Genomic DNA, 24,954 nt, shown 5'->3' with positions numbered 1-24,954 from the left:
GGCGGGGGCATTCATCGCGGCCTCACCGCGAATGCGCGGCCGCTCACCCGACCGCATGAACATCCTGGACCGGCGAACAGCGGCCCGGCAAACCCCTCGCCGGGCCGCATGACCGCACGTCACGCACGCGTACCCGCCGCGCGCCCGGCCATCCACTTCCGGTAACGCCGCGTCTGGCACTGCGCGGCCAGTTGCTGCGTGACCAGCGCGCGCAGCGGCGACACCTGCGGGTGCGTGCGCCGGCCAACGCTCAGCCGCGTGAGCTGGAACTTGACGACGGCCATGTTGGCCAGCGCACCCAGCGCCTTGTTCTTCCAGCGGATCGGTTCCAGCACCGGCGCGCTGTCCTTGCCGGCCCGCCAGTCGCGCGGCAGGTTCGGCTCGATCGACAGCGCGGTCGCGATGCCGACCATCGCCACGCCGCTGTCGACCACCTGCTCGGCAACCACGCGACGCCGGATGCCGCCCGTGACCATCAGCGGCATCCGCGCGACCGCCGTGATGTCGCGCGCGAATTCCAGGAAATACGCTTCGCGAGCGAGCGTACGCCCGTCGCGCGCCTCGCCCTGCATCGCCGGCACTTCATAGCTGCCGCCCGACAGTTCGACGAGATCGACGCCGAGCGGATTCAGCAGTTCGACCACGCGCTTCGCATCGTCCGCGCTGAAGCCGCCGCGCTGGAAATCGGCCGAGTTCAGCTTGACCGCGACCGCGAATTGCGACGATACCGTCGCGCGCACGTCACGCACGATGTCGAGCAGCAGGCGTGCACGATTCTCGATGCTGCCGCCCCACTGATCCTGGCGGCGGTTCGTCAACGGCGACAGGAACTGGCTCAGCAGATAGCCGTGCGCCGCGTGAATCTCCACGCCGGTGAAGCCGCTCTGCTCCGCGAGTTGCGCGGCGCGCACGAAGCGCCGCTGCACGTCGGCGATATCGGCCTGCGTCATCTCCTTCGGCACCGGGAACTGCTTCGACAGCGCACCGAGCGCGAGCGGCACGGCCGACGGCGCGAGCGTCGTCTGGCCGAGCGCCGCCTGCATCTGGCGCCCCGGGTGATTGATCTGCATCCACACGTGCGCGCCGCCCGAGCGCGCCACTTGCGCCCAGCGGCGAAAGCGCTCGAGATGCGCATCGCTCTCGAGCACGACGCCGTTCGGCCCCGTCATCGCGCGGCCGTCCACCATCACGTTGCCGGTCAGGATCAGGCCGACCTGGCCGTCGGCCCACGCCTGGTACAGGCGCAGCAACGCGTCGGACGGTGCGTGGTTCGCATCGGCCATGTTCTCTTCCATCGCGGCCTTGGCCAGACGGTTCGGAATCACCGCCCCGTTGGGCAGTGTCAGCGGTGTAAACAGGTTCATGGAGGGCACCCTCGATTGACGATGCTCAACGATAACTTTAAAGTCAACTTTAAGGTCAAGCCCCTTCTGGAGCACAGCATGAAAATCGGCGAACTGGCGAAGGCGAGCGGCCTCGCGGCGTCCCGCATCCGCTTCTACGAAGCGAGCGGGCTGCTCGAACCGGCTCGCCGGCAGGCGAACGGCTATCGGGAATACGGGTCGGAAGCGTTGACACGGCTCGCGATCATCGACCGCGCGCAGCGCGCGGGCTTCGCGCTCGACGAGATCCGCGCGGTGCTGCCGCCCGATCTCGGCGCGTGGCCGCATGACGAGCTGCTGGTGGCGCTGCGGAACAAGGTCGACGAAATCGTGCTGCTCGAACAGCGTCTCGCGCAGAACCGGCAACAGCTGCAGGTGTTGATCGACGAGATCGAGAACAAGCCGGCGGGCGAGGATTGCGCGGAAACCGCGCAACGGATGCTCGACCGGCTGTGCGCGCAGGCCGACGAACCGCCGGCGTCCGTACCGGCGCCCGTGCCGGTCCCGCGGCCGACACGCAAGCGCGCATGAGTGGTTACACTGCGGCACCTGAAAAACCATCAATCCGCGCGGCGGCGAGACGGGTCGACGCGTGTGCGCCGGCTTCCGCAACGCGACTTCAAGACCCGATCCGAATGACGATCCCCCGTATCAAAGGATTCCTCCTCGCCGCGCTGCTGACGTTCGGCATCGGCAGCGCTTGCGCCAGGACGTGCGCCGATACGCCTGCTTCGTACGCGTGCCCCGACGCCCCCGACCTTCCGGACGACATCGTCGCGCAGTTGCCCGCCGGCTACGAAGCAATGGATGCCGCGTCAGGGCGACTGACCGACAGCCCCCATATCGGCTATGTCGTCGTCGCGCATCAGCCCGACGACTCGATGCGCAAGGCGTCGCTGCGTCCGCTGATGATCTTCCTGCCGGGCAAGGACGGGCACTACCGGCTCGCGGCGCGCAACGACACCGTGATCATGAAGGCCGACGAAGGCGGGATGGGCGACCCGTATCTCGACGGCGTCGCGGAGAACGCGCTCACGATCGAACCGCGCACCTTCACGGTCGAACAGGGTGTATTCGCAGGGCATGACCACTGGCGCGACCGTGTCACGTTTCGCTACGACAATGCGCACCGCACGTGGGTATTCCATCGCGAGGTGTTCCGGAACTGGCGCTTCAACGACGACCCGAACGGCGACGTGTTGAAAGCCGACCCGGTGCGCGTCACGCGCGCCAATGCGGCGAAAGCGGTCACGTTCGAAGCGTGGCGGCCGGATTACTGGTGCGATTCGGCCGAGCGGCGAGGCACCGATCCGGCTTGCAGCAAGACGCATTGATGGCGACGCGAGTGCACGGCTGCACTGGCTGACGGTCCGTGCGGGCAAGCGATACACAGGGTGCTGCCGTGCTGCGCGACCGGTGCATCTGCCGGCACGCGCAGGCGCTGGCGCCCTTCCGCAGCCGCCCAGATTTGCTTACGTCCCAGGTAATCGACGCGCATCGCCCGCGCCACGATCATGGCTCCATCGACTCACGAACCGCATCACGCCAAGGAGCCTGCCATGACCGCCTACGCCATCGCCCACCTGCACGATGTCGAGATGTGCGACGACATCGTCGAATACCTCGAACGCATCGACGGCACGCTCGCGCCGTACGACGGTCATTTCGTGATTCACGGCGCGCGGCCGGAGGTACGTGAAGGCGTGTGGCGCGGCGACCTGATCGCGATCGCGTTTCCGGATCTCGACACGGCGCGCGCGTGGTACGAATCGGATGCGTACCGGCAGATCCAGCCGCTGCGCGCGCGGCACGCGAACGGCCCGCTGATCCTGATCGACGGCGTCGATGCGCGGCACAAGGCGACCGACATCCTGCGCTGAGCCGCGACGCCGGCGACGCTTACGACGCCTTGCGCTCCATCGGCTCGCCGACGACGAACCCGCCGCCCTGGAACCGCTGCGCGGGATCGTCGTGGTCGGCGGTCGGCGCCGTGACCGGGAACAGCCCGGCGAACTGCTCGGAGCTGTCGCGCGGGCGGAAGCCGAGGAAGCCGACCTTCGTGTTGTCCCACCACTTCACCGGGTTGTCCGATGCGCCGTAGACGATCGCGTGCCCGACGCGGTTCGTCAGCAGCGAGCAGCGCACCAGCTCGATGAAGTCGCGATAGCTGAGGAACGTCACGAGCATGCGCGGATTCTTTGGCACTTCGAACGATGAGCCGATCCGCAGGCACACGGTTTCGATCCCGAAGCGGTCGAAGTAGTAGCGCGACAGCGATTCGCCGAAGCACTTCGTCACGCCGTACAGGCTGTCGGGGCGCAGCGGCGCATCGGCGTCGAGCACTTCCGTGACCGGATGGAAGCCGATCGCATGGTTCGAACTCGCGAACACGACGCGCTTCACGCCGTGCTTGCGCGCGGCTTCGTACAGGTTGTACGTGCCAGTGATGTTCGCGCCGACGAGATCGTCGAACGGCGCATCGACCGAAATGCCGCCGAGGTGGACGATCGCGTCCACGCCGTCGACGAGCTGCATCACCGCGGCCCGGTCGGCCAGGTCGACGACGCGCGTTTCTTCATGCGCGGCCGCGTCGCCGAGCGTCGCGATGTCGCTGACGCGCACGACGTCGGCCCAGTCGGCGAGCGCGCCGCGCAACTGGCGGCCGAGGTTGCCGGCCGCGCCCGTCAGCAGCAGGCGCCCGAACGGTTTGCGCGCGCCGGTGGATGAGGCGTTCATCGAATCTCCTTAATCTGACCTGAAATCTGACTGAATCGGAAAACGTTTTCCAACTATACGTTGGCGCACCGCCGAACGTCAATGGTCGAACCTGTTCGCAGCCATCCGCACTTTCCCGATATCGGCGCGTGGCCGCGCGTGCCCTTTTTCTGCCACAATCCGGCGTTATCGAACGAAAACGTTACCCTTCGAATGAAAAAAGTTTCCCCGACGATCCGCGACGTGGCGGCGGAAGCCGGCGTGTCGGTCGCGACGGTATCGAAGTACGTGAACGGCACGCAGCGCTTCTCGCCGACCGTCGAGGCACGGCTCAAGGAGGCGATCGACCGGCTCGGCTACCGTTCGAACCCGCTCGCGCGCTCGATGATCACCGGCCGCACGCGCACGATCGGCCTCGTGATCCTCGACATCAGCAACCCGCACTTCACGAACGTGGTGAAAGGCGCGAACCGCGTCGCGCTGCAGCACGACTACACGCTGCTGCTCGTCGATACCGAAGAGAACCAGGCGCGCGAACGCTCGCTGATCGAGGCGCTCGCGCAGCGCGTCGACGGGCTGATCGTCAGCACGCGGATGCCGGACGAAGAAGCCGGCTGGATGCTCGATCTCAACAAGCCGCTCGTGCTGCTGCGGCGCAGCCCCGGCCTGCCGATTCCGAGCGTCGGCATCGACAACCGGCTGTCGACCTACATGCTCGCGCGCCACCTGCTCAATCTCGGCCACACGCGCATCGCGTATCTCGGCTTCGGCACCGCACGCGTGAACGACGAGCGGATCCAGGGCGCGCGCGACTGTCTCGCGGAAGCCGGGCTCACGCTCGACGTGCACGATGCGCATGCGCCGACCGCCGAGGCCGGCGAGCGAGCGTGTTCGCGCGTGATGCTCGGGCCGCAGCGCCCGCAGGCCGTGATCTGCTACAACGACCTGATCGCGCTCGGCTTCATGAAGGAAGCCGCATCGCTCGGTTTCCGGCTGCCGCAGGATGTGTCGGTCGCGGGCATCGACAACGTGCCGTACGGCGAATACGCGGCGCCCGCGCTGACCACCGTCGACATCCAGAGCGAGAACATGGGCGAACTCGCGATGCAGAAGCTGATCGACGCGCTCGCGGGCCGCACCGATGCGAGCTATTCGACGTTCGAGCCGCGGCTGATCATGCGCGCGTCCACGGCCGCGGTCGGCTGAGTTTCCCGCTTCAAGCCTTCAAAAAAAACGCGCCGCCCAAAGGCGGCGCGTTCGTTTGCAGGCGTGCGATTACACGGTTACGCGATTACGCGTCGAGCTGCGCAGGCTTCATCTTCGGCGTGAGCATGTGCATCACGCCCAACGCGATCAGGTAGGCCGACGCACCGATCGCGAACAGCACCCAGTAGTGGCCCGTGCGCTGAAGCACCTGGCCGATCACTTCCGAGAACAGCACGCCGCCGATCGAGCCGGCCATCCCGCCGATGCCGACCACCGATGCCACAGCGCGGCGCGGGAACAGGTCGGACGCCGTCGTGAACAGGTTCGCCGACCAGCCCTGGTGCGCGGCGGCGGCGAGGCCGACGATCAGCACCGCGGCCCACAGGCTCTGCACCTGCGACACGAACGCGATCGGCAGCACGCAACAGGCGCAGATCAGCATCGCCGTCTTGCGCGCGCCGTTCACGCTCCAGCCCGCGCGCAGCAGCATCGACGACAGCCAGCCGCCGCCGATGCTGCCGACCGTCGTCAGCGCATAGATGCAGACGAGCGGCAGGCCGATGTGCTGCATGTCCATCCCGCGCGATTCGTTGAGCCACTTCGGCAGCCAGAACAGGTAGAACCACCACACCGGGTCGGTCAGGAACTTGCCGATCAGGAACGCCCACGTCTCGCGCTTGCGGATCAGTTCGCCCCAGCGCGGCGCGCCGGCGTTCGCGTTCGCCGCGTCGAGCGCTTCGGCTTCGTCGCGCGGCTCGTCGTACTCCGCGGCGAGTGCGCGCGTATCGGCCTGGCGATAGAGCACGAGCCACACCGCGAGCCACACGATGCCGATCGCGCCGATGATCACGAACGCCGCGCGCCAGCCGTAGGCCACAGCGATCGCCGGGATGATCGCCGGCGCGAACACCGCGCCGATGTTCGCGCCCGAGTTGAAGATGCCGGTGGCGAGCGCGCGTTCGCGGCGCGGGAACCATTCGGCCGTCGTCTTGATCGCGGCCGGGAAGTTGCCGCCCTCGCCGATCCCGAGCAGCGCGCGCACGAACGCGAACCCCATCACCGAACCCACTGCCGCGTGCAGCATCGCGGCGATGCTCCACACCAGCATCGCCAATGCATACGAGATGCGCGTGCCGAGCCGGTCGACGATGCGCCCGAAGCCGAGCAGGCCCAGCGCATAGAACGCGGAAAACGCCATCACGATGCGGCCGTACTGCACCTGGCTCCAGCCGATGTCGTGCTGGAGCATCGGCGCGAGCAGGCCGAGGATCTGCCGATCCATGTAGTTGATGACAGTCGCGAAAAACAGCAGCGCACAGACGGTCCAGCGGTAGCGGCTGGCGGCTGCGCGCACGGCACCGACGACGGCAGATTGCATGAATGTCTCCGATGCGCGGCCGCGCCCGTCGCGCCGCACGATGTTCGTTGACCGGCGACCGGCGCCGGGGCGGACGGCGGCGCGCCTGTCGCGCACGGCCAATTCCGCCAATCAATCTGGAAAACGTTTTTCAAAGGATAGGGCGTGCGCCGGCGCCCTGTCAGTCGGGGATTTCGATGAGTCATCTCAAAATGGTCACGGCAAAAGAGACGACTGTTTCACTACATGGCATTAACCGTTTTTCCCGGATTTTCCTGACCGGCGCGTACGGGGACGGCCGCCGAGACACATGTCCGATTCCAGCCAGAATCGGCGGGCGGGATGGTTTACAGTCGTCTCATGCGCCTCGATCCCGACACCTGCTACGACGCTCTGCTTTCGCGGAACCGCCGCTTCGACGGCTGGTTCTTCGTCGGCGTCGCGACGACGGGCGTGTATTGCCGCCCCGTCTGCCCGGTGAAGCCGCCGAAAGCGCAGAACTGCAGCTACTATCCGAGCGCCGCGGCCGCCGAGAAAGCCGGCTTTCGACCCTGCATGCGCTGCCGCCCGGAGCTCGCGCCCGGCCACGGGCTGCTCGACCTGTCGGGCACGCTCGCCGACGCAGCCGCCACGCTGATCGAGGACGGTTTCCTGAACACCCATTCCGTCGATGCGCTCGCGCAGCGCGTCGGCGTGACCGAACGCCATCTGCGCCGGATCTTCGGCGCGCAGTTCGGCGTGTCGCCGGTCGAGTTCGCGCAGACGCACCGGCTGCTGATGGCGAAGCGGCTGCTGACCGATACCGCGCTGCCGGTGGCCGTCGTCGCGTCCACGGCCGGATTCGGCAGCGTGCGGCGCTTCAACGACCTGTTCCTGCAGCGTTACGGGCTCAATCCATTACGACTGCGCAAAGGAGCCCGCGCGTCGGCCGACGGCGACATGACGTTTCCGCTGCCGTATCGCCCGCCGTTCGCTTGGGACGACCTGATGCGCTTTCTTTCGCAGCGGCAGATCGACGGTGTCGAGCGGATCGATGCGCAGGGCTATGCGCGCGTCGTTGAATTGCCGAACCGGGACGGGCGCACCCAGGCCGACAACGGGCGCGTGGCCGGCTGGCTGTCCGTCGCGCACGTGCCGCAGCGCTTCGCGCTGGCCGTCACCGTGTCGCCGTCGTTGACGCCGGTCGTACCGGTCGTGCTCGCGCGCGTGCGCCGATTGTTCGATCTCGACAGCCGGCCCGACGTGATCGACGCGCATCTCGGCGAACTCGCGAGCGGCTCGCCGGGCCTGCGTGTCCCCGGCGCGTTCGACGGTGTCGAGATTGCAATCCGTGCGATTGCAGGTGAACGGCTTGCGGCCACGCAGGCGGGCACGCCCGTGCTCGCACGCATCGCCGAGCGCTTCGGCACGGCGATCGAAGGCGCGCCGCCGGGCCTCACGCACGCGCTGCCCTCCGCCGCGACGCTGGCCGCCCTGCCGCTTTCCGCACTTGAAACGATCGGCATCGCGCGCGCTACCGCACGGGCGATCATGTCGCTCGCCCGCGCAGTCGACGACGGCACGCTCTCACTCGAACCGATGGCGCCGCTCGACACGACGCTTGACGCATTGCGCACGCTGCCCGGCTTCGACGAGCACGCGGTGCAGTACGTCGCGATGCGCGCGATGGCCTGGCCGAATGCGTTCCCGGCCGACGATGCGTGGCTGCCCGCGCGCACCGAACGCGCCCGTGTGCCATCATCCGCGCCGCATGCGGCGCGCTGGGCGCCGTGGCGCGCGTATGCCGCACTGCACGTGTGGCGCCTTCATGGAGATGTGTTGCGATGACTCCCGCTCACCTGATTCCGAGCCCGCTGGGCGACATCGCCGTGCGCATCGAGGACGATGCACTCACAGGCCTCTACTTCGTCGGCCAGAAATACTTCCCGCCGGTTGCGATCGTGACCGATGCGGATGCGCTCGCGATGTCGCCGCTCGCGCGCAAGGTCGCGGAAGAAGTCGCCGAGTACTTCACCGGCACGCGCGAGACGTTCTCGGTGCCGATTCACTTGCGCGGCACCGCGTTTCAACGACGGGTATGGAAGGAACTGCTCGCGATTCCGTTCGGCGAACTCGTGACGTACGGCGACATCACCGAGCGCGTCGGACTGCCGATGAGCGGCGCGCGCGCCGTGGGCGGTGCGGTCGGCCGCAACCCGGTGTCGATCATGGTGCCGTGCCATCGCGTCGTTGGCGCGTCGGGCAGCCTGACCGGCTATGCGGGCGGCATCGATCGCAAGCGCGCGCTGCTGTCGCTCGAAGGCGCGGGGTTCGAGCGCGGCGCCTACCATCCGGTACAGCAGGCGCTCGCGTTCTGAATGTCGGCGTGCGGCCGCGCTACGCGTTCAGCACGGGCCGGCGCGCTTCACGCTTCGCATACGCGCCGGGCGTCACCTGGAATTTCGCCTGAAACAGCGCGATGAACGACGACGTCGAGTCGTAGCCCAGTTGCGCGGCCACCGCGCCGATCGGCTCGCCGGCATCGAGCAGCGGCAACGACGCCAACAGCCGCACCGCCTGCCGCCATTCGGTAAACGACAGCCCCGTGTCCTGCCGGAACAGCCGGGACAGCGTGCGTCGCGTCGCGCCGACCTGATGGCCCCATTCGTCGAGATTGCGCGTATCGCCGGGATACGCATGCAACGCACGCGCGATTTTCAGCAGACGCGGATCGCGCGGCAGCGGCACCGTCAGCGGCGCCTGCCGCATCCGTGCGATCCGGTCGGCGATCAGGCAGACGAGCGCACCGTCCGGCCCCGTCTCGTCGTAGTTCACCGGCAATTCCGCCGTGGCGAGCACCAGCTCGCGCAGCAGCGGCGTCATGCAGAGGATCGCGCAATGGTCGTGCACGTCGTCGCGCGCGATCGCCGCATCGAGGTACAGGCTGTGGAACGCGACGCAATCGCGCGTCGACACCGCATGCGACACGTGCGGCGGAATCCACATCGCATAGTGCGGCGGCAGCAAGTGCCGGCCCGACGGCGTGGACACCTCGAGCACCCCGCTCGTCGCATACATCAGCTGCGCCCACGGATGACTGTGCGCGTCGATGCTCACGTTGCCGGGAATCCCGAACGCACGCACGTACAGCGGCCTCGGCAGGCGCGCCATCGGCGGCACCGCGTAAGGGTCACCCGATTGTCCCGCCAGCAACATAAGACGTCCTCCGAAGGTCATTGCACGAACGAGCGCGATGCTACCGTGGCGGCTCTTCTTTCACACGGCTTCCGTTCATGAGCGCTCATCCCCGCACCACCCGCAAGACCGTCACCGCGATCCGTTCAACCAAGGGCATCGGCAGCCTCGTGTCGTTGACCGCGTATTCCGCGCCGATGGCGAAGCTCGTCGACGAAGTGGCCGACGTGATCATCGTGGGCGACTCCGTCGGCATGGTGCTGTACGGGATGCCCGATACGCTGCGCGTCACGCTCGACATGATGATTGCACACGGCGCGGCCGTCGTGCACGGCGCCGCGCAGGCGTGCGTCGTCGTCGACCTGCCGTTCTCGACGTATCAGGAATCGCCCGCGCAAGCGTATCGCTCCGCCGCGCGCCTGCTCGCCGAAACCGGCGCGCAGGGCGTGAAGCTCGAAGGCGGCAGCGAGATGGGCGACACGATCCGCTTCCTCACCGCGCGCGGTATCCCGGTGATGGCGCACATCGGGCTCATGCCGCAGCAAGCCAACGCGACAGGCGGTTTCCGCGCGCAGGGGATGGATCCGCAATCGGCTGCGCAGGTGTTCGACGCCGCGTGTTCGGCTGAGCGTGCCGGCGCGTTCTGCGTCGTCGTCGAAGGCACTGCCGAAGCGCTCGCGCGCCATATCACCGAAACGCTGACGATCCCGACGATCGGTATCGGCGCATCGCCCGCGTGCGACGGGCAGGTGCTCGTGACGGAGGACATGATCGGCGCCTTCGATGCGTACACGCCGCGCTTCGTGAAGCGTTATGCCGATGCGAATGCGGTGATGCGCGATGCGATTCGTCAGTACGCGCATGATGTGCGGCAGCGGGTGTTTCCGGAGCCCGCGCATTGCTTCGGGTATGGCAAGCCGCTGCAACTCGTGGGCGCGGCTGACGCTGCCGCGTGATGACGTGGTGACGTGGTGACGTGGTGACGTCGCGCAGGCATGCGCGAACGCATGGCGAATGATGGTGCGATCACCTCACGCGCGCTTGCGCATCGCATGCGTGACCCGCGCGTTCGCTTCGAACTTCGCGCGATGCGTCGAGAAGAACGTCCGCACGTTGCGGACGTTCGATGCGCCGGTGAACAGCCGCCGCGCGAATTCGTCGTATTCGGCGACGTCGGCCAGATCGGCCACCACGACGAAATCCGGCCCCGGCGACACCCGATAGCACTGCGTGACGGCCGGCTCCGCACACACGTACGCCTCGAATGCGTCGTAGTCTTCCGCTGTCTGCCGGTCGAGGCTGATCTCGATCAGCGCGGTGACGGCCGTGCCGATCGCCACCGGATCGAGCACCGCGACCTGCCTGCGGATCACGCCAGCCTCCGTCAGCCGGCGCACGCGGCGCATGCAGGTGGGCGGCGACGACAGCGCGCGCTCGGCCAGTTGCAGGTTCGACACCGACGCGTCGTCCTGCAGGATCGCCAGGATGCGCAGGTCGAGATCGTCGAGGGTAATGCCGGCCATCGGCGGCTCCTTCCGGTCAGGGTGTGAAATTTAATTTCAACATGATAGACGATCTGTCATTCATTTCATTTGTTGTTGTATTTTGAAATTTAATTCCATTTGGCTCGCCCTACCATCGCTCTCACTGATCCAGACAGGACATTTACGGAGCGCGATATGTGTGGAATTGTCGGGGCGGTTGCCCAGCGGGACATCCTGCCGAACCTGGTCGACGGCCTGAAGCGGCTCGAATACCGCGGCTACGATTCGTGCGGCGTCGTGGTCTACCGCGACCGGGCGCTGGCGCGCGCCCGCAGCGTCGACCGCGTGGCCAACCTGCAGCGCGAGATCGCCGAACAGGCGCTGTCGGGCTACACCGGCATCGCGCACACGCGCTGGGCCACGCACGGCGCGCCCGTCACGCTCAACGCGCATCCGCACTTCTCGCCGAGCGACGCCAATGCGCGCATCGCGCTGTCGCACAACGGGATCATCGAGAACTGCGATCAACTGCGCGCGGAATTGCAGGCGCATGGTTACGTGTTCGCGAGCCAGACCGACAGCGAGGCGATCGCGCACCTGATCGATCATCTTTACGACGGCGACCTGTTCGACGCGGTCCGGCGCGCGGTTGCGCGACTGCGCGGCAGCTATGCGATCGCGGTGATGTGCCGCGACGAGCCGCACCGGATCGTCGGTGCGCGCGATGGCATGCCGCTCGTCGTTGGTGTCGGTGAAGGCGAGAATTTTCTGGCGTCGGATGCGATTGCGCTGTCGGGCATTACCGATCGCATCGCTTACCTCGAGAACGGTGATGTTGCCGATATCCAGCTGCATCGTTACTGGATCGTCGATGCGGCCGGCCAGCGTGTCGAGCGCGCCGTGCAACGGGTCGCCGCGCATAGCGGGGCGGCCGATCTCGGATCGTATCGCTACTACATGCAGAAGGAGATCTTCGAGCAGCCGCAGGCGGTGGCCGATACGTTGCTCGATGTGTCTTCGATCATGCCGGAGTTGTTTGGCGATGGGGCGTGGCGGGTTTTCAATGACGTCGATTCGGTGTTGTTGCTCGCCTGCGGCGGCAGCTATCACGCGGCGCTCACCGCGAAGTACTGGATCGAGAGCATCGCGAAGCTGCCGGCCAGCGTGGAAATTGCCAGCGAGTTTCGGTACCGCGATAGTGTGCCGAATCCGCGGACGTTGGTTGTCGCGGTGTCGCAGAGCGGTGAGACGGCGGATGTGCTGGGTGCGGTGCATGTCGCGAAGCAAAGCGGGATGATGCATACGCTCGCGATCTGCAACGTTGCGACGAGCGCGTTGATGCGGGAATGTGCGCTGCAGTTCGTCACGCGCGCGGGGATCGAGATCGGGGTGGCTTCGACAAAGGCTTTTACGACGCAGCTCGTGGCGTTGTTTCTGCTGACGTTGTCGCTGGCGCAGGTGCGCGGGCGGTTGAGCGACGACGAAGAGAAGGAGCATCTACGTGCGCTACGGCATCTGCCGGACGCGATGTCGAAAGTGCTCGCGCTGGAACCGCAGATCATGGCTTGGTCGGAACTGCTCGCAAGGCGCGACAACATGCTGTTTCTCGGGCGCGGGATGCATTATCCGATCGCGCTCGAAGGCGCGCTGAAGATGAAGGAGATTTCGTATATTCATGCGGAGGCTTATCCGGCGGGGGAGCTGAAGCATGGGCCGCTGGCGCTCGTCAGCAACGAAATGCCGGTGATTGCGGTTGCGCCGAACGACATGCTGCTCGAAAAACTCCGGTCGAACATGCATGAGGTCAGTGCGCGGAACGGACGGCTTTTTGTGTTCGCGGATGTGGACTGTGGGTTGGTGCCGAGTGAGGGGATCGAGGTCATTCGGCTCAACGAGTACTACGGGCCGCTTTCGCCGATTCTGCATACGGTGCCGATGCAACTGCTCGCGTATCACGCTGCACTGGCGCGGGGGACGGATATCGATAAGCCCAGGAATCTGGCGAAGTCGGTGACGGTGGAGTGAGGGTCTCCGAATCGGTGATTCGGGTGGCAACTTCGAATAGTTTCACTTAACGCCCCACGAAATTCCCGCGATCGGTCGCCGGGCGGGGCTTAAGCGAAACTACTCCAACAGCAATTGCGTGTGGCCGAGGTGAAGAATATCGCGGGAAATCAATGTCCGGCCGCGCGGCCATCCGCCGTATAGGTCCGGCACTTATCTGAACCTGCTCTTCGCTAGAGCGCTATTCCGGCTCGGCCAGAAGATGCACGCCGAGCACAATGACGTCGCCGTGACCGAATTCGCGAAGGATGCGTGTCCGCTCACTGAGGGGGACTCTGCAGGAAATGTTGTCATTGACGACCCTGTACCCGAAGCAGTCTGAAATTGCTTCACCGAATTCGTTGTCGACCAACCGATCACGAGCCTTCAGCGTTTCCGTGAAACGATGGAGCTCATGATTGAAGTGAACCTTGAGTTGGCACAAGTGGCTCAAAATCGGCAGATTTCCGCTCCGGATGAGCGATATGAGGTCAATGACTCACATCACAACGGGCGAACTCGAGAGATCGTCGCGCCGCGGGCCGTGAACTGGAAAGTGTTTTCTCAACAGCTCGGTAACTTGCTCGATACCGTGCAGGGCACCGGACCGGTACTCGCCTTGCCGGAAATGGGCCTCCATGGCCTGGCAAATCGCCTCCCATTCGCTGCCATCCACCTTGGCGTGTATGCCTCGGTCCACAACGATCTCGACGTCGCGGTCCGCAAGAAGCAGATAGATAAGAATGCCGTTGTTGTGCTCCGTGTCCCAAACCCGGAGGTCCGAGAAAACCTCGATGGCACGGTCCCTCGCAGATGTGCCCTTCAGCAAATCGCCGATGTGCAGCGCCCCCTCTACAGCAAACCTGACTTGACCCACATGCGCGCGATGACTGGCACGTACCGCCTCTTCAATAGCGATAAGTGCCCGCCGTGAAAATGCCTTGCTGACCCGCCGGTGGGTCGTGAAAAGATGCCGGAAGAGGCGCTTCAGGTCCATGCTCACCACCGTCCCGATGCGCCACCGCCGCCGAAGCCTCCGCCGCCGCCGCGAAAGATGTCGCGATTCGAATCACGACCGAAACGCCCACCGCTGCCGCCAATGAAGCGCCCACCGACGGCTCTCGTCCCGCCACCCAGTAACGTGAAGAGCAGCGCCATCAGTCCTGCCGCGATGGCCACGAAGAGCGCCCCCGACAAAATCCACGCGAGTGCGCCAACGACTCCACCGGTTACGACAGCACCCGGCAGTCTTCCGAGCATGGCGCGCAGCAAGCCGCCGGCCATGACCGTCAGGAGAAAGAGGACTGGAAGCAACCGTCCGGCGCCATCGCTTGCTCGATGTCGTTGCTGCGGTGGAGGTAACGGCTCACCGCTAATGACGCGCATCATGCCGTCGAGGCCCGCAGTGATGCCGCCGTAGAAATCCCCGTTTCGGAACCGTGGCACGATTGCCTCGTTGATGATGCGATTGCTCGTCGCGTCGGTGAGCACGCCTTCGAGGCCATATCCGACCTCGATTCGAAGCGTTCGGTCGTTCTTGGCGATAATCAGAAGCGCGCCATCGTCGACGTTCTTGCGCCCAAGCTTCCATTGCTCGACGACTCGCATCGAATACTGTTCGATGGTTTCCGGCTCCGTGGTTGGAACGACGAGAACCGAAATCTGCGCTCCCTTTTTCGCCTCGAACTCTTTCAACGTCTGCTCAATCCCGGTCTTCTGGTCGCTGGTCAGGGTTCCAGTCTCATCGGTTACTCTCGATGTCAGCGGCGGGACAACCGCGGCCGCGTGGGCGCAGACTCCCCCCAAGACAAAGAAGGCCAAGACGACGGCCATCGCCAGTCGGAACATGTTCAATTGGATGCCTTGCCTGCAGATGCCGGCGTCGAGCCGAAATCGACCCGCGGCGGCTTGGAAATCTCGGCTTCGTTGCTCACCGAGAAGTTGGGTCGTTCCAGATAGCCGAACGCCTTTGCAGTCAAATTATTCGGGAACGAACGTACCGTCGTGTTGTACGTCTGGACGGAGCGAATGTATCGATTGCGAGCGACGGCAATACGATTTTCCGTACCCTCGAGCTGCGCCTGCAGGTCCCGGAAGTTCGCATCCGACTTCAATTGCGGATAGTTCTCCGATACCACGAGCAGACGTGACAGAGACGACGTGAGCTGCCCCTGCGCCGCCTCAAACTTTGCGAACGCCTGCGGGTCGGCAATGAGTTCGGGCGTGGCGCGAATCGAGCCCACTTGCGCCCGGGCCTCCGTCACACTGACGAGCACTTCCTTTTCCTGGTTCGCGTACCCCTTCACCGTGTTGACGAGATTGGGGACGAGGTCGGCACGCCGTTGATATTGATTTAGAACTTCTGACCAACTGGCCTTTACCTGCTCATCTTCGGACTGGATGGTGTTATAGCCGCACCCGGCGAGAGGAAGCAGGCTCACCGCAAGCGAGGCCGTGAGAAGTACGCGGGCCAGACGGCGTCGCGCCGGGATTGCTGCCGAATTTTCCAACATGGACGCGCCTCGGTTCGATATTCCGTGACACTCCGCCGCTCGCGGGTGCACTACCTATCGTAAGTAGCCGGACGGTCGCGGCGTTGATGCACGTCAATGCCGCCTTGTTGTGCATACCCAGGTTGATACCGCCCACCTGGTCGCACGCTCGCTCCACGGCTGCGATTCGTATGACGAAGTCGGTCGTCATTTTGTTGAGCCACGTCAAGCCGTCGAAGTGGCGCGAGCATAGATTGGTTTCAGGGTTCGATCGGCTCTCACGAACTATGCTCATGGAGAACAGGATGGCATTTCCCCGAAAACTCGCAGTCGCAATTGCGACGCTCGGCATGGTCAGTGCCGCTGCAATCACGGGTACATCCGCGGCCGCGGACAATGCAGCTCACGATGCCCATCATCCGAACAAAGCGACCGCAAAAGCGCCGAGTAAGTCAAACCGCGCGGCAGACGACCAAATGCAGGCCATGCGCGTCATGCACGAAAAGATGATGAACGCGAAGACGCCTCAGGAACGCGCCGCCCTGATGGACGAGCAGATGAAAGTCATGCAGAACGGCATGAGCATGATGGAAATGATGGGCGCTCACTCGTCCAGTATGCCGATGTCGTCCCGACAGGGGAGTATGGAAATGCGCATGGAGATGATGCAAATGATGATGCAGGCAATGATGGACCGTCAGACTGCTCGGGAGCATCCGGCCGAGAAGTAACGGTACGAAATGGGAGTCAGCCATGGACGGCAGTTCGCATGGTGGCCGGCCGTTCTGGAAATCACGGTCAGCCATTGCACTTGTAGTGTTCGCTGCAATAGCGCTATTCCTCCTGCTCACAGAGCACCGCGCCCATTTCCTTGGGGTGTTGCCATACCTGCTGTTGCTCTCGTGCCCGCTGATGCATCTGTTTATGCACCATGGGCACGGGCACCATGGGACGAAATCGACCGAGGAGCATCCTGATTCGGGAGACGGTCATGACCAGAATCGGTGACGGTTACGGGCTTTGGAGCCTTGTCGCTATCAATTCTCTCGTCTTCATCATCTTCGCGTTCAGCTTCTTCAAGCCGGCAACAAAGCGCGATTGGCGAACGTTCGGCGGATTCTCCGCCTTCATCGTCGCCCTATTCGCGGAAATGTACGGGTTTCCGCTCACCATCTACTTGCTGTCGGGTTGGTTGCAGACGCGCTTTCCACAAGCAAATTTGCTGTCGCACGACGCAGGACACCTCTGGTGGACCTTGACCGGCAGGCACGGCGACCCGCATGGCGGACTTCCGCATCTGCTCAGCTTCTTCCTGATATTGGGCGGCTTCTACTTGTTGTCCACCGCGTGGCACGTACTGTATGAGGCTCAGCGTAGCAACGAGTTGGCCACCACCGGCCCTTACTCGAAAATCCGCCATCCTCAATATGTCGGGTTCGTCGTCATCATGGTGGGCTTCCTGCTCCAATGGCCCACACTCGTGACCCTGGCTATGTTTCCCATTCTGGTCTTCATGTACGTTCGACTAGCCATACAAGAGGAGCGCGATTCGGAAGCCCGGTTCGGCGCGGCGTGGCGCGAATACGCGGCACACACACCGCGCTTTGTGCCGAACTTGTTTGGAAAACACCCGGCTCAAGTACATTGATTTCGGACGGCTCCCCTTAGCTGGCGCTGCCGCCGAACTCAATCGCACTCTTCCGGGATGAGGAGACTGGCATGAAGCCCTTCAAGACTGGCGTGACGCTCTCAGCCACGGTTGTGCTCTTCTATGTCCTATGCACGCTCGTATGGATGGCACTTCCCGAACCGTTCATGAACTTCATGAACGCACTATTTCACGGACTCGATTTCCGGCGTCTCCAGACGGGCGAGCCATTGTCCTGGTGGTTTGTTGTCTACCCGGCCTTTGTGTTCGCGGTCTGGTTCTTTGCAGCCGGTGCCTTCTTCGCGTGGTTACACAACCGCATGAATGAACCCTACTGACACAAATCCGTATGCCTACGCATCTCCCTGGAACGGAAACGCACGGAATGAACGTTGCTCCGCGCTATCGCTCGACACATCGAAGCATCGTCGCCAGCGTGCCGCAATTTGACAATACGGCCTCACTGTTCGCGGCGCCGCCGTTACGCCAATATCGAACACGCAGGGCAACGGACCACAATTGAAATGGAACGGGTACTCGAAGGAGCATCAAATGAGCGGCCAACCCGGCGAAGACAGGCTGTATCACCAACGGATTTCCGAGCACGGGGCATCGGACGAATCTCACGCTCATGAGACGGACAAGCATGCCCACTCCACCGAGCATAGGCGCGACGCGCATACTCATCACCATCAGGTTCAGGAAGAACACGTTCATTGCGCAGATTCACTTCGCGACCCGGTCTGTGGAATGACGGTGGCCGATGGGTCACGCTTTCGCTGCGAACACCATGCCAAGTGGTACACGTTCTGCAGCGAGGCTTGCCTGGCGAAATTCCAAGCTGCGCCGTCCGAGTACGTCGAGCCCTCGCCCCTTGAGCAACCGCAAGCAGTTCCCGGGGGCACCATCTACACGTGCCCGATGCACCCGGAAATTCGCCAGGACCATCCTGGGCAGTGTCCGAAGTGCGGCATGACGCTGGAACCGATTCTGCCCAGCGTCGACGAAGGCGAGAATCCCGAATTGGTCGATTTCAGACGCCGATTCTGGTGGACGTTGCCACTGACCGTCGTCGTTTTCGTGCTGGCGATGTTTGGCCATCGCCTGGGATTGATGGATGCCGGCACTGAAAGCTGGGTCGAGTTCGTTGTCTCCACGCCGGTCATCCTGTGGGCAGGCCTGCCGTTTTTCGAGCGGTGCGTGCGCTCATTCATGAACCGCAGCCCCAACATGTGGACACTCATCGGGCTCGGGACAAGCGCGGCCTATATCTACAGTGTCATTGCCACCCTCTTCCCCGGCGTGTTTCCTGAAACGTACAGTATGCACGGCCGAGTCAGCGTGTATTTTGAAGCTGCCGCAGTCATCATTTCGCTGACGCTTCTCGGGCAATTGCTGGAACTGAAGGCCCGCTCGCAAACGTCCGCCGCCATCAAGGCGCTGCTCGGGCTCGCCCCCAAGACAGCTCGACGCATCAACCCCGACGGTTCCGAGGAAGACATTCCGTTGTCCCATGTGCATGTGGGAGACCTGCTTCGCGTGCGGCCCGGCGAGAAAGTCCCCACGGACGGCGTGGTGACCGATGGCTCGAGTTCGCTGGACGAGTCCATGATTACCGGCGAACCCATTCCCGTCACGAAGCGCGTCGGCGACCACGTCATTGGCGCGACGATGAACGCGAGAGGCAGTCTCGTCATCCGCTCGGAAAAGGTCGGCTCCCAGACGGTGCTGTCGCAAATCGTGCAGATGGTCGCGCAGGCGCAACGGTCCCGGGCCCCCATGCAGCGCATGGCCGACAAGGTGGCCGGCGTGTTTGTCGTCGGAGTCGTCAGCGTCGCCCTTCTGACGTTCTTCGTGTGGGGCATCTTTGGGCCCGAACCCAGCTGGGTATTCGGTCTCATCAATGCGGTGGCGGTGCTCATCATTGCATGTCCCTGTGCGTTGGGTCTTGCAACGCCAATGTCCATCATGGTCGCGAGCGGCAAAGGAGCCACAACCGGGATTCTCTTTCGCGATGCGGCCGCGATTGAAAATCTGAGAAAGATCGATATACTGATTGTCGACAAGACGGGAACGCTGACCGAGGGGCGTCCCGCCTTCGAGCGGGCCGTGGGCACAAACGGATACACGACCGACGAAGTGCTTCGTCTGGCAGCGAGTCTCGACCAGGGCAGTGAGCATCCGCTTGCCGCGGCCATCGTCGCGGCTGCCCGTGAAAAGAACCTGACTTTGGACCGCCCAAAGAATTTCGAATCCGCGACGGGCATCGGTGTGAGAGGACTGGTCGCAGGCAGGAAACTCGTGCTGGGCAACACCGCGCTGATGCAGACTGACGCCGTATCCGTCGAATCGCTGGCCAAGGAGGCGGACGGCATGCGCGAGCAAGGTGCCAGCGTCATGTACCTGGCGGTCGACGGAGGCTTGGCCGGGCTGCTGGCAGTCGCTGACCCCATCAAGGCGACGACGCCGGAAGCGCTTTCGACATTGAAGGAGAACGGTATTCGCGTCGTGATGGCGACCGGCGATGGCGTTGTCACTGCCAAGGCCGTGGCCGAAAAGCTCGGCGTCGCTGAATTCCATGGCGAGGTGAAGCCTGCCGACAAGCTCGACCTGGTGACTCGGCTTCAGCAAGCCCGGCATGTCGTGGCGATGGCTGGAGACGGCATAAACGACGCCCCCGCGCTTGCCAAGGCCGATGTCGGCGTGGCGATGGGAACGGGCACGGATGTGGCAATGAGCAGTGCCCAGGTGACGCTCGTCAAGGGCGACTTGCGCGGTATCGCGCGTGCTCGAGAGCTGTCAGAGGCAACTGTCGCGAACATGAAGCAAAATCTTGGCTTCGCGTTCGTTTACAACACGCTCGGGGTTCCGCTGGCGGCCGGGGTACTTTACCCGTTCACGGGGCTACTGCTCTCGCCGATGATTGCGGCGCTGGCGATGAGTTTGAGTTCCGCGTCTGTCATCTCGAACGCGCTGCGACTGCGCAATGCGAAGATTTAGCTTGTCGCGCAGCGTGTGTCGGCAGCTCTTGAAGTGACGGACTGTGCTGCTTTCGAATCTCTGCGTTAGCCGGTTATCGGAAGCTCTGCGCGCCTCGCAACCAAGGGGTGTAGCGCTGAACGCGCATCTACTGCGATAACAGCAAACCTTGGTCCATCAACGTCCAAACGATATCGGCCTGCAGTTTGTCGCGTTGACGTTTACGCGGGTCGCGGTCCGGGGCTAAATTCGCCATCCAGGATTTGAACTCGATGAACACTTCTGGGTCAATGGTCGTCATCCTCGCCATTTTTCCAGTCGCGGCCACCACGACCTGCTCGAATTTCCGCGCCGACGACAATACTTCTGCACGCCGGGCCTGTACAGGCCACAGGTGTTCTTCATAGCCCGACAGTCGGACAGGATGTGGGTCAGAGTCTTGCGGTGGGCGCCGCAAGAAATCAACCTCAAAACCTTTGCTGTTGATGGCCGTCTCGAGATGCCCATCTTTGCGCTGAAAAGTCTTGTCCACGCTCTGCAAAATACGAAGCATCGAAACGTCCAGGCGTTCGATGTCTGTCAGAAAACGAACATGCTTCTGAGCGTCCCAAAGCATGTCGACATCCTGGGTCGCCAATGCGCCCTGCGCAATTCGAACTCCAGCTGCGGCTTCATATGCGTACAGGGCGTGCGTACCAACGACCGTAAAGTAGGAAGACCGTCCCGCTTTCTCGATAGCCCGCAGAACATCGACGACGATAGCCGGGATCCGGCCCACCCTGAGCGCACGATTTAATCGCTCTGCGTCAACTACTGCAGCATGAAGGTCCGACAGGCAAGCCTCGATTTCTGCCTTCTTGGACGTGAAGGCTGCGTAGGTTTGTTCGGTTTCGGATGAGCGAGGTTCGATACGCTTTTGCCGGTTGCCTGCGGTCGTTTTCACCAGGTATTCGTAAGGACCCTGGATCTTCCAGTACATACCTCCGGCATATTTCAAAGACTCAGATTTCGTCCGACAGAACTCCTCGAACACGGTAGACGAGTCGATAGCCTGACGAGCAGCATTGTCCGTGAGTAGCAGGTAGTTGAGCATTGGCCGTAGAGATGTGTTTTTTGCACCATAAACGGCCAATCTTTATAAATCAATAGCTTACGATGATTTCCAGAGGTGTACTGGCCCGTTTTTCCACTGAGAAACTTTGGAAAGCTCACCGGGGTCCCCGTCCGCGCTCGACAGAGCGTTCGAACGGTTGAACTAGCACGTCGCTGTACAGAAAAACAGGCTATATGCACGAACACGGTCGGTATCGACGGGCCACCCGCTTCGGCGTCACGCCCACATCGCTGGAAAAGCGCTGCTGCAGCGTGCGCGCGCTCAACCCCGCACGCTCGAAATGTTCCGTTGCGGCGCCCCCTTTCCCGCCCAAAGACTCCCGCAACAAACCCACTACTTCGAGAAACTCAGCTTCTTCAACAACACCGCACCACTCGCCCGACTCACGAGCGAAATGGATTCGACATCCAGGTGCAACCTCGAAGTTCTCGTCGTGATATCAGTCGGCTCGTCGTTGTTCGGCTCGGCGTGCTCGACGTGTTCGGTCAGGTACGGCCGGACCAGGCGCCCGGAAAGAGCGAACGCGAACCCGCCCTGCGCTTGCGCGTACGCAGCGGGTGACAGCCTCACGCTGCCGCGCACGGTGGACTTCCCGCCTTTTCCGGGATCGAGCTCGATGATGTCGATCTGCTGGATATAGCCTTTTGCCTTCGCCTCGGGTGCGATCACGAGCCCTCGCCCTCGCGGCCCGGTGATGACCTTTCTGAGCAGGATGCCTGTCCGGCCTTCGCCGTCGGCGTCAACCAGGTCGACGTTCACCTTCAACAGATGCTTCTGCGACTGATATCGCAGCCCGTACGACACCGGCACCAGGAAAGTGACCTCACGATCCAGGTTGACCGCGGCCAGGTCGGTGTCCTGGCCATGCTTGTCGGCCACGCCGGGGATCAGGCCGCGGACGCGCTCGCTCAGGGACGGGGACGCGCCTTTGACGTGCAGCTTCTCCAGTGCTTCCCGAATCGCAACCGGATCGTCGCCGACGATCGGCCGCGTGGGCGACGCGTTGGCCGAAACGGCAGGCGCGACGATCGCCGTTTCGTTGATATTGTCGGCCGCTGCACGCGTCGCGACCGGGGCCAGCATGATCGCCACGGCAACAACGCACGCGACATTCCGACAGCCCAGCATGGATCTCCGGTGAAACACGACACACTCCTGATTTTCTGGCGGATCGGTTGACGATGAGACCGGCAGGATAAAACGATCGGTAACGGTCCAACCGTTCGGGTTCACCGATCGCCTGCGCGACACATCGTAGATTCATTGTCAGGTCGGCGGCAGGCCGATGCACCACACTATCGTATTGCCCAGACTACAACAATCCGTGGCAAGCGAGCAGCGGCGAGAGAGTCCGGTGCCGAGCGGACCGGGGGTGTCAGAGTTTCCGTGTCCAAGGCGGGTGAGATTCACACGGATGGTCGAACGAATCGATCCTCGTAGAAGATCGCGAACGGGTTCATCGCCGTCTTCCAGTCATGAGCCGCCCGCCCCCGACGGCAACAGGCGGTTTCATGACCCTTCCGCGAATGACGGCTGGTGTCACGAATCCTGTTGCCGTCGCAATGCATCCGCAGGCTCAGCCCTCTGACGACCCAATCGACACGTCGCCGACGACCACGCCTCTCAGCCCCTCCCGCAACGCCGTCACGTTGTCTGCCCCGTTCAGTTGCTCGAACTCCCGTTGCGCCTCCTGCCAGAGCGGGGCCGCCCTGTCGTGCAGGCGCCGCCCTTCCTCGGTGAGCTCGATCAGGCGGCTTCGGCCGTCCGTGGGCGACGGCTTGATCGTGACGTAGCCGTCGCGCTCCAGAAAGCCAACCATTTTCCCCATCGCCGTTCGTTCGATATCGAGCCGTTCGGCAAGGGCGTTGACCGGGGTACTTCCCACCTCGCTCAGGGCGGCCAGCGTGAGGAATTGCGTGATGCGCAGGCCCGCGGGCTCGAGATGGCTATCGTAGAGCCTGGAGATCTGCCTGCTCGCTTTCCGTACGGCGAAGCAGTTGCATTGATCGATTCCAAGCGGCTGGTTGACCGGCAACATCTGTTCTACTCCTGGTTTCGGTTGATCGCGCAAACGCCAAGCGTACGTCACGCGAAGGTGCAGCGGTATCTTTCGATGAAAGCCGGCAGCGGTGGTGTACGGCGATCCGCGCACCGCATGTCTCGCTGCCGCGCCCGCCCCGTGTCGTCCGCGGCGTTCAAAGCCCTGCCGGCGGCGTGATGTAGCCGGGTATCTCGGCCGCAAGCGTACTCTTCAGCAACGCGGTGCCCTTGTCGGCCATCACCTCGCTCTTGCCGAGGGCGAGCGCGTCGTAGGTCTGTCGCACGACGTCCTCCGGGCTGGCTTTGGGCACGTCGATGCCATGGGTCAGGTCGGTATCCACGAACCCGACGTGCAGGCCGAGCACCTGGATGCCGCGCTCGTGCAGAGACAGGCGAAGCTGGTTCGTGTAACTCCACGCGGCGGCCTTCGACGCAGCATACGGCGCCAGATAGGGTCGCGGAAGCCACACGATGTCGGACAGCACGTTGATGATGGCGGCATGCGGCCGGGCCGCCAGGATCGGCTCGAAGGCCTGTGTGACGCGCACCACGCCGTAGTAGTTCGTATCGAACATGCGGGCGGATTGCGCTTCCATGTCGGCCGCCAGAGGCCCGTCGATCAGCGCGGCAATCCCCGCGTTGTTGACCAGCAGCGTCGTATCCGCCGCCAGTTTCGCGGCCTCGGCGATCGACGCCGGATCCGTGACATCGATCCTGACCGGCACCACGCCCGGCTCGTCGAAACCGCTCGTGTTGCGCATGCCCGCATAGACTTTCGCCGCTCCGCGACGACGCGCCTCTCGCGCAAAAGCCAGACCCAGGCCGCGATTGGCACCGGTGATGAAGACGGTGGCGTTCTTGATATCCATCACATGCTCCTGTTTCAAAAGCCGCTTGCCGGGTGCGGGTCGACTCCCGCCGCCGGCCTGCGCGTGCTCGGTTCAAAGAAAGAGGTTGTCCGGCAACTGCTTCGAGAGCGCCCCCCGCAGATGGGTGGCGAGCGTCAGTACGGCGCCAAGCGGGCTCATCCGCACGCTGACGCGCGGCACCGATCCGTCGGCGTTGCGATCGACGACAACGACCGCGCTCAACTTCTCGCCGCTCGTCAGGACAGCCTCGTATTCCAGAAAAAGCCGCGAGCCGACGGTTTGAAGAAACGTGGGCGTCTGGGACGCGTAGAAGGCTCCGACGGCGTCGACGGCGAGCCGGATGTCGTTGCGTCCGGTGACGGGACCGCGCAACACCGAGCTGATCAGTTCCGCGTCAGCCGTCAGATCGTCGAGAAACGGGTGACGCTCGTCTTGAGTGAGTGACATGTTC

Annotated in this window: 26 protein-coding genes; 13 read left to right on the top strand and 13 right to left on the bottom strand. The window is 63.6% G+C overall.

The features are described from left to right. Positions 1 to 119: 119 nt before the first annotated feature. Positions 120 to 1,364 carry an NADH:flavin oxidoreductase/NADH oxidase family protein gene (locus tag FFS49_RS19680; RefSeq protein WP_105817330.1) on the bottom strand — a complete coding sequence of 415 codons (1,245 nt, stop codon included), beginning with the start codon at positions 1,362 to 1,364 and terminating at the stop codon, positions 120 to 122. A 78-nt stretch (positions 1,365 to 1,442) separates the two neighbouring features. Here FFS49_RS19680 and FFS49_RS19675 point away from each other — a divergent pair, with 78 nt between their 5' ends. From FFS49_RS19675 to FFS49_RS19665, 3 genes are all read left to right on the top strand, one after another. After that, entirely contained in the window at positions 1,443 to 1,913 is a 471-nt protein-coding gene (locus tag FFS49_RS19675) for a MerR family transcriptional regulator (protein WP_105817331.1), read from the top strand. Positions 1,914 to 2,017: 104 nt separating this feature from the next. Next, complete coding sequence (locus FFS49_RS19670; protein WP_105817332.1) at positions 2,018 to 2,716, top strand: hypothetical protein; 699 nt, start codon at positions 2,018 to 2,020, stop codon at positions 2,714 to 2,716. A 225-nt stretch (positions 2,717 to 2,941) separates the two neighbouring features. Continuing rightward, the gene (locus FFS49_RS19665; RefSeq protein WP_039354194.1) at positions 2,942 to 3,262 is read left to right on the top strand and encodes a DUF1330 domain-containing protein; all 321 of its coding nucleotides are present in this window, start codon (positions 2,942 to 2,944) and stop codon (positions 3,260 to 3,262) included. Positions 3,263 to 3,281: 19 nt separating this feature from the next. Here the strand turns inward: FFS49_RS19665 and FFS49_RS19660 are convergent, their stop codons facing one another. Then, a complete protein-coding gene (locus FFS49_RS19660) occupies positions 3,282 to 4,118 on the bottom strand; it encodes an NAD(P)-dependent oxidoreductase (protein WP_105817333.1) in 837 nt (278 codons plus the stop codon). 81 nt (positions 4,119 to 4,199) lie between these two features. Between FFS49_RS19660 and FFS49_RS19655 the strand changes: the two genes are divergently transcribed. Then, the gene (locus FFS49_RS19655) at positions 4,200 to 5,303 is read left to right on the top strand and encodes a LacI family DNA-binding transcriptional regulator (RefSeq protein WP_105817334.1); all 1,104 of its coding nucleotides are present in this window, start codon (positions 4,200 to 4,202) and stop codon (positions 5,301 to 5,303) included. Between the two features lie 85 nt (positions 5,304 to 5,388). Here the strand turns inward: FFS49_RS19655 and FFS49_RS19650 are convergent, their stop codons facing one another. Further along, positions 5,389 to 6,681: an MFS transporter gene (locus FFS49_RS19650; protein ID WP_105817422.1), complete on the bottom strand. Its 1,293-nt coding sequence runs from the start codon at positions 6,679 to 6,681 to the stop codon at positions 5,389 to 5,391. Between the two features lie 321 nt (positions 6,682 to 7,002). Here FFS49_RS19650 and FFS49_RS19645 point away from each other — a divergent pair, with 321 nt between their 5' ends. Together FFS49_RS19645 and FFS49_RS19640 are read left to right on the top strand one after the other, a co-directional pair. Further along, positions 7,003 to 8,487: a DNA-3-methyladenine glycosylase 2 family protein gene (locus tag FFS49_RS19645; RefSeq protein ID WP_105817335.1), complete on the top strand. Its 1,485-nt coding sequence runs from the start codon at positions 7,003 to 7,005 to the stop codon at positions 8,485 to 8,487. Further along, on the top strand, positions 8,484 to 9,017 hold the full coding sequence (locus FFS49_RS19640) for a methylated-DNA--[protein]-cysteine S-methyltransferase (protein ID WP_105817336.1): 534 nt from the start codon (positions 8,484 to 8,486) through the stop codon (positions 9,015 to 9,017). The genes FFS49_RS19645 and FFS49_RS19640 overlap by 4 nt, the downstream gene beginning before the upstream one ends. Positions 9,018 to 9,036: 19 nt before the next feature. Here the strand turns inward: FFS49_RS19640 and FFS49_RS19635 are convergent, their stop codons facing one another. Then, entirely contained in the window at positions 9,037 to 9,855 is an 819-nt protein-coding gene (locus FFS49_RS19635; RefSeq protein ID WP_105817337.1) for a helix-turn-helix transcriptional regulator, read from the bottom strand. A 77-nt stretch (positions 9,856 to 9,932) separates the two neighbouring features. Between FFS49_RS19635 and panB the strand changes: the two genes are divergently transcribed. Then, positions 9,933 to 10,790 (top strand): 3-methyl-2-oxobutanoate hydroxymethyltransferase, encoded by an 858-nt coding sequence (panB, locus tag FFS49_RS19630; protein ID WP_105817338.1) that lies wholly within the window; start codon positions 9,933 to 9,935, stop codon positions 10,788 to 10,790. 75 nt (positions 10,791 to 10,865) lie between these two features. Here panB and FFS49_RS19625 read toward each other — a convergent pair whose 3' ends face one another. Then, positions 10,866 to 11,357 (bottom strand): Lrp/AsnC family transcriptional regulator, encoded by a 492-nt coding sequence (locus FFS49_RS19625; protein ID WP_021160045.1) that lies wholly within the window; start codon positions 11,355 to 11,357, stop codon positions 10,866 to 10,868. 156 nt (positions 11,358 to 11,513) lie between these two features. Here FFS49_RS19625 and glmS point away from each other — a divergent pair, with 156 nt between their 5' ends. After that, on the top strand, positions 11,514 to 13,343 hold the full coding sequence (gene glmS / locus FFS49_RS19620) for a glutamine--fructose-6-phosphate transaminase (isomerizing) (protein WP_105817339.1): 1,830 nt from the start codon (positions 11,514 to 11,516) through the stop codon (positions 13,341 to 13,343). Between the two features lie 517 nt (positions 13,344 to 13,860). On the opposite strand, the gene FFS49_RS19615 is transcribed toward glmS, so the two are convergent. Genes FFS49_RS19615 through FFS49_RS19605 form a run of 3 tightly spaced genes read right to left on the bottom strand, consistent with a single transcriptional unit; the run spans position 13,861 to position 15,874 of the window. Beyond that, entirely contained in the window at positions 13,861 to 14,358 is a 498-nt protein-coding gene (locus tag FFS49_RS19615) for a DUF5130 family protein (RefSeq protein WP_105817341.1), read from the bottom strand. Positions 14,359 to 14,360: 2 nt separating this feature from the next. Then, positions 14,361 to 15,194: a YgcG family protein gene (locus tag FFS49_RS19610; RefSeq protein WP_105817423.1), complete on the bottom strand. Its 834-nt coding sequence runs from the start codon at positions 15,192 to 15,194 to the stop codon at positions 14,361 to 14,363. A 17-nt stretch (positions 15,195 to 15,211) separates the two neighbouring features. Then, complete coding sequence (locus FFS49_RS19605) at positions 15,212 to 15,874, bottom strand: LemA family protein (protein ID WP_071333220.1); 663 nt, start codon at positions 15,872 to 15,874, stop codon at positions 15,212 to 15,214. A gap of 284 nt (positions 15,875 to 16,158) precedes the next feature. Here FFS49_RS19605 and FFS49_RS19600 point away from each other — a divergent pair, with 284 nt between their 5' ends. The 5 genes from FFS49_RS19600 (at position 16,159) to FFS49_RS19580 (ending at position 20,501) form a co-directional block, all read left to right on the top strand. Next, positions 16,159 to 16,584: a hypothetical protein gene (locus tag FFS49_RS19600; RefSeq protein WP_105817424.1), complete on the top strand. Its 426-nt coding sequence runs from the start codon at positions 16,159 to 16,161 to the stop codon at positions 16,582 to 16,584. A gap of 22 nt (positions 16,585 to 16,606) precedes the next feature. Beyond that, on the top strand, positions 16,607 to 16,861 hold the full coding sequence (locus tag FFS49_RS19595; protein WP_105817342.1) for a DUF2933 domain-containing protein: 255 nt from the start codon (positions 16,607 to 16,609) through the stop codon (positions 16,859 to 16,861). Beyond that, a complete protein-coding gene (locus FFS49_RS19590) occupies positions 16,845 to 17,501 on the top strand; it encodes an isoprenylcysteine carboxylmethyltransferase family protein (RefSeq protein WP_105817343.1) in 657 nt (218 codons plus the stop codon). Before FFS49_RS19595 ends, FFS49_RS19590 begins: the two co-directional genes overlap by 17 nt. Positions 17,502 to 17,572: 71 nt before the next feature. Then, positions 17,573 to 17,839 carry a DUF5676 family membrane protein gene (locus FFS49_RS19585; protein WP_105817344.1) on the top strand — a complete coding sequence of 89 codons (267 nt, stop codon included), beginning with the start codon at positions 17,573 to 17,575 and terminating at the stop codon, positions 17,837 to 17,839. Positions 17,840 to 18,053: 214 nt separating this feature from the next. After that, entirely contained in the window at positions 18,054 to 20,501 is a 2,448-nt protein-coding gene (locus tag FFS49_RS19580; protein ID WP_105817345.1) for a heavy metal translocating P-type ATPase, read from the top strand. Between the two features lie 127 nt (positions 20,502 to 20,628). Here the strand turns inward: FFS49_RS19580 and FFS49_RS19575 are convergent, their stop codons facing one another. From FFS49_RS19575 to FFS49_RS19550, 5 genes are all read right to left on the bottom strand, one after another. Then, positions 20,629 to 21,573, bottom strand: a complete 945-nt coding sequence (locus FFS49_RS19575) for a GSU2403 family nucleotidyltransferase fold protein (RefSeq protein ID WP_105817346.1) — start codon at positions 21,571 to 21,573, stop codon at positions 20,629 to 20,631. Between the two features lie 354 nt (positions 21,574 to 21,927). Beyond that, positions 21,928 to 22,740, bottom strand: a complete 813-nt coding sequence (locus tag FFS49_RS19565) for a hypothetical protein (RefSeq protein WP_071333225.1) — start codon at positions 22,738 to 22,740, stop codon at positions 21,928 to 21,930. Between the two features lie 430 nt (positions 22,741 to 23,170). Beyond that, on the bottom strand, positions 23,171 to 23,632 hold the full coding sequence (locus FFS49_RS19560) for a MarR family winged helix-turn-helix transcriptional regulator (RefSeq protein WP_071333226.1): 462 nt from the start codon (positions 23,630 to 23,632) through the stop codon (positions 23,171 to 23,173). A gap of 157 nt (positions 23,633 to 23,789) precedes the next feature. After that, positions 23,790 to 24,503 (bottom strand): SDR family oxidoreductase, encoded by a 714-nt coding sequence (locus FFS49_RS19555; protein WP_039354144.1) that lies wholly within the window; start codon positions 24,501 to 24,503, stop codon positions 23,790 to 23,792. 72 nt (positions 24,504 to 24,575) lie between these two features. Next, positions 24,576 to 24,950 carry a hypothetical protein gene (locus FFS49_RS19550; RefSeq protein ID WP_071333705.1) on the bottom strand — a complete coding sequence of 125 codons (375 nt, stop codon included), beginning with the start codon at positions 24,948 to 24,950 and terminating at the stop codon, positions 24,576 to 24,578. Between the last annotated feature and the right edge of the window lie 4 nt (positions 24,951 to 24,954).

The sequence above is a fragment of the Burkholderia sp. 4NA327C6 genome (assembly GCF_005502655.1).
In the GTDB taxonomy this organism is placed as follows: domain Bacteria; phylum Pseudomonadota; class Gammaproteobacteria; order Burkholderiales; family Burkholderiaceae; genus Burkholderia; species Burkholderia contaminans.
Note: the sequence above shows the minus strand (reverse complement) of the source record. Positions and strands in the feature narration are given on the sequence as shown.